Origin of the sequence: Streptomyces boluensis, from assembly GCF_009908195.1 — a bacterium.
Taxonomy (GTDB): Bacteria; Actinomycetota; Actinomycetes; order Streptomycetales; family Streptomycetaceae; genus Streptomyces; species Streptomyces boluensis.
Map to the genome: position 1 here is coordinate 1 of NZ_JAAAHS010000562.1, position 3,619 is coordinate 3,619.

Sequence of the window (3,619 nt, forward strand, 5' to 3'; positions counted from 1 at the left end):
CCGGGCACGCCGAGCGCCGCGCAGGGGGAGGGCCTGGTCCAGTTCGTCCTCGGCGCCCACGTCGGCCAACGCAACACCCGCCTCTTCTGGGCCGCCTGCCGCGCGTACGAGAACGGCATCGGCGACACCCTCGCCCCCCGCCTCACCACCGCGGCCACCCGCACAGGCCTCACCCCTCACGAGGCCCGCACGACGATCGCTTCGGCGGCCCGGGTGGTGTCGGGACGGAGCGGAACCGCGGGCGCGACCGGCTGACAAGGGCTCAGGGCCGGCAGGGAACCTCGTCCGCGGGGCACTGCCAGTCGGAGAACCCGTTCTCGTACGGATGCTCCAGGTCGTCCATGAAGTCCACGACCCCGACTACGAGCAGCCCGATCACCGCCACAGAGACAAGCCCCACCACCCAGAGCAGAACCGTCATGAGCCGACCCAGTCCGACGGGGGAAGGAGGGTGCGGGGGGTGTTGCGGTGAGGGGTCCTGCGGGGCGAGGTCCTTCGGTGCGGGTTCCTGCGGGGCGGGCTCGGAGGCTTCGGGCTCGGGGAGCGGCGCACGCTCGGGCAGCGGCGCACGTTCGGAGCGCGGCGCGCTCTCAGGGCGGCGCACGGGGCCGCCCGGCTCCCCCTCCGTACCGCCGCCGGTGCGACGACGCCCGGTGTGCCGGCCGACGTACCGTGCGCTCATCCGTCGACCTCCATCGGTTATCGGGTCCCCACCCGGAACGGTGCCCGACGCGCAAGAGGGACCAACGCGGAAGGGGCGCAGCCGAGTTGGCTGCACCCCTTCTCACCTGGCCGCTGAAGCCACGCTGCGGTGGGTGTGGGATTTGAACCCACGGTGACTCTCGCCACGACGGTTTTCAAGACCGTTCCCTTAGGCCGCTCGGGCAACCCACCCTCGCCCCGCCGACCCGCTGCGGAGCGGGCTACAGCCTACCGGCCTCCGGGGACAGGGTGGGTGCGCGGGACCTTCAGTCCTCGCCCTTGCTCCCCAGGACCACGTCGACGGTCCGCTCGTCCCCGCCCCGTACGAACGTCAACTTCACCGTGTCGCCCGGCTTGTGCGTCCAGATCTCGCTGATCAGGGTGGGGCCACTGTCGATCGGCCGGTCGTCGAGCCGCGTGATCAGATCGCCCGGCTTCAGACCCGCCTTGTCCGCAGGACCGCCCTGCGTGACCGGCGCCGAACCGCCCACGCCCTGCTCGGAGATGCGCGCCCCGTCACTGGTGCTCTGGTCCAGGGAGACCGAGGCGCCGATCATCGGGTAGACCGCCTTGCCGGTCTTGATCAACTGGTCGGCGACGGTCTTCACCTGGTTGATCGGGATGGCGAAGCCCAGGCCGATGGAGCCGCCCTGACCGCCGCCGAGCCCGCCCCCGCTCTCCGCCGGCTTGATCGCGGAGTTGATGCCGATCACCGCACCCCGCGCGTCGAGCAGCGGACCACCCGAGTTGCCGGGGTTGATGGACGCGTCGGTCTGCAGCGCGCTCATGTACGAGTTCTTGGAACCCGTACCGTCGCCGGAGGCCACCGGGCGGTTCTTGGCGCTGACGATGCCGGTCGTCACGGTGTTGGACAGACCGAAGGGCGCGCCGATCGCGATGGTCGAGTCGCCGACCGCCACCTTCTCGGAGTCACCGAGCGGCAGCGGGGCGAGCCCGTCGGCGTTCTTCAGCTTCAGCACCGCCACGTCGTAGCCCTGTGCCTTGCCGACGATCTCCGCCGCGTACTTCTTGCCGTTCGAGAACGTCGCCGCGATCCGCCCGCCGTCCGCCGCCGACGCCACCACATGGTTGTTGGTGAGGATGTGGCCCTGCTTGTCGTATACGAAGCCGGTGCCCGTGCCGCCCTCTCCCTCGCCCTGCGCGCCGCCGCCCTGCGCGTCGATGGTGACGACGCTGGGCAGCGCCTTGCCGGCGATGTTCGCCACGGTGCCCGGCTCGCGCTTCAGGTCGGCCGGGGTGTCGGAGGCCGAGACGGTGGTCGAGTCCACCGCGGTGTCGTTGCGCTCCGCCGCCCAGTACCCGACGCCGCCGCCGATACCGCCCGCGACCAGCGCCGCCACCAGGACGCCCGCGACCAGTCCGCCCCGGCCCTTGCCGGAGCCCTGCTGCGGCGGCGGCTGGTAGGCCGCGCCCCACTCGTGTCCACCGGTGCCGTGCGCGTACGCCGGTACGGCAGGCGGCTGCGGCGGCCAGCCGCCGCCACCCGCGGGCGCGGCACCCGGCGCCGCCGGGCCCGGAGGCACGGGCGGCAGCGGTGCGGTGTGCTGCTCGGCCGAACCGCCGGGCACGCCCGCGTGCTCAGCACCATGGCCCCCGGCCGCACCAGAGACCTCGCCCGCACCAGGAACCTCGCCCGTACCGGGAGTCGCGTCGGGAGCGGCTGCCGGAGGCGCAGGAGGTACGGACGGGCCGGGTGTTACCTCGTTGCCCTCGTTCTCTGTGCTCACGGCTCTCTCTCCTCGATCCACGGCGCCATGTCGTCATGGCCCAGCTGTGCAGTCGTACGGTCTGTGCAGCTGTGCGTTCTGTGCAGTTGTGCGGTTCAGCTTTCCCACTGTGCGGTTCAGCTTTTCCCACTGTGTGGTTTCAGCTTTTCCCATGGGACGTCAGGGCACCATAAGCCGCACCTGTGTGTCTTGCCGCCATCCTTTATCTCGGACGAAACGGACGCATCCGCTGAGTCACCGCGAGGAATGCGCCGAGTCTCCGCGAGGTTCCGGCGCGGTCCACGCGCGCGACCGTGCGAGTGACACCATGACGCGGTGACTTCCGCACCACAGACACCTTCCGCGGGCCCCTTCCGGTCCTCCGCCGGGGCCCCTCAGGTCGTTGCCCACCGGGGTGCGTCCGACGACGCACCGGAGCACACGCTCGCCGCCTACAAGAAGGCCATCGAGGACGGCGCCGACGCTCTGGAATGCGACGTCCGCCTCACCGCGGACGGCCACCTCGTGTGTGTCCACGACCGCCGCGTCAACCGTACGTCAAACGGTCGCGGCGCCGTCTCGGCCCTCGAACTCGCCGACCTGGCCGCTCTCGACTTCGGCTCCTGGAAGGTACGCGCGGACGCCGAGGAACCCGCCGAGTCCCCGGACTGGACCGAGCACCCCGACCGGGCCGACACCTCGGTACTCACCCTCGAGAGGCTCCTCGAACTCGTCGCGGACGCGGGCCGCCCCGTCGAGCTGGCCATCGAGACCAAACACCCGACCCGCTGGGCGGGCCAGGTCGAGGAGCGGCTGCTGCTCCTGCTCAAGCGGTTCGGCCTGGACGCGCCGCCCGCCGAAGGACCTTCCCCGGTACGGATCATGAGCTTCTCGGCACGTTCGCTGCACCGCGTGCGTGCCGCCGCGCCGACGCTCCCGACGGTCTACCTGATGCAGTTCGTCTCGCCCCGCTACCGCGACGGCCGGCTCCCGCGCGGCATCGGCATCGCGGGCCCGGGAATCCGCATCGTCCGCAACAACCCGGCGTACATCGAGAAACTCAAGCGTGCCGGAAACCAGGTGCATGTGTGGACCGTGAACGAGCCGGAGGACGTGGAACTCTGCGCCCGCCTCGGCATCGACGCCATCATCACCAACCGCCCCCGCGCGGTGCTCACCCAGCTCGGCCG

General features: G+C 71.3%; 4 protein-coding genes and 1 tRNA gene. 2 read left to right on the forward strand and 3 right to left on the reverse strand.

Features of this window, described 5'->3' with window-relative positions:
- The coding region (locus GUY60_RS35835; RefSeq protein ID WP_223178776.1) for a primase alpha helix C-terminal domain-containing protein at positions 1-255 on the forward strand (255 nt) is incomplete at its 5' end.
- 7 nt (positions 256-262) lie between these two features.
- Here the strand turns inward: GUY60_RS35835 and GUY60_RS35840 are convergent.
- The 3 genes from GUY60_RS35840 to GUY60_RS35850 form a co-directional block, all read right to left on the reverse strand.
- The gene (locus tag GUY60_RS35840) at positions 263-682 is read right to left on the reverse strand and encodes a hypothetical protein (protein WP_161705603.1); all 420 of its coding nucleotides are present in this window, start codon (positions 680-682) and stop codon (positions 263-265) included.
- Positions 683-809: 127 nt separating this feature from the next.
- A tRNA-Ser gene (locus tag GUY60_RS35845) sits at positions 810-894 on the reverse strand.
- 74 nt (positions 895-968) lie between these two features.
- A complete protein-coding gene (locus GUY60_RS35850; RefSeq protein WP_161705604.1) occupies positions 969-2,450 on the reverse strand; it encodes a S1C family serine protease in 1,482 nt (493 codons plus the stop codon).
- Between the two features lie 315 nt (positions 2,451-2,765).
- On the opposite strand from GUY60_RS35850, the gene GUY60_RS35855 reads away from it, so the two are divergent.
- Positions 2,766-3,619 (forward strand): glycerophosphodiester phosphodiesterase (locus tag GUY60_RS35855; RefSeq protein WP_161705606.1); only part of this gene is annotated, 854 nt, incomplete at its 3' end.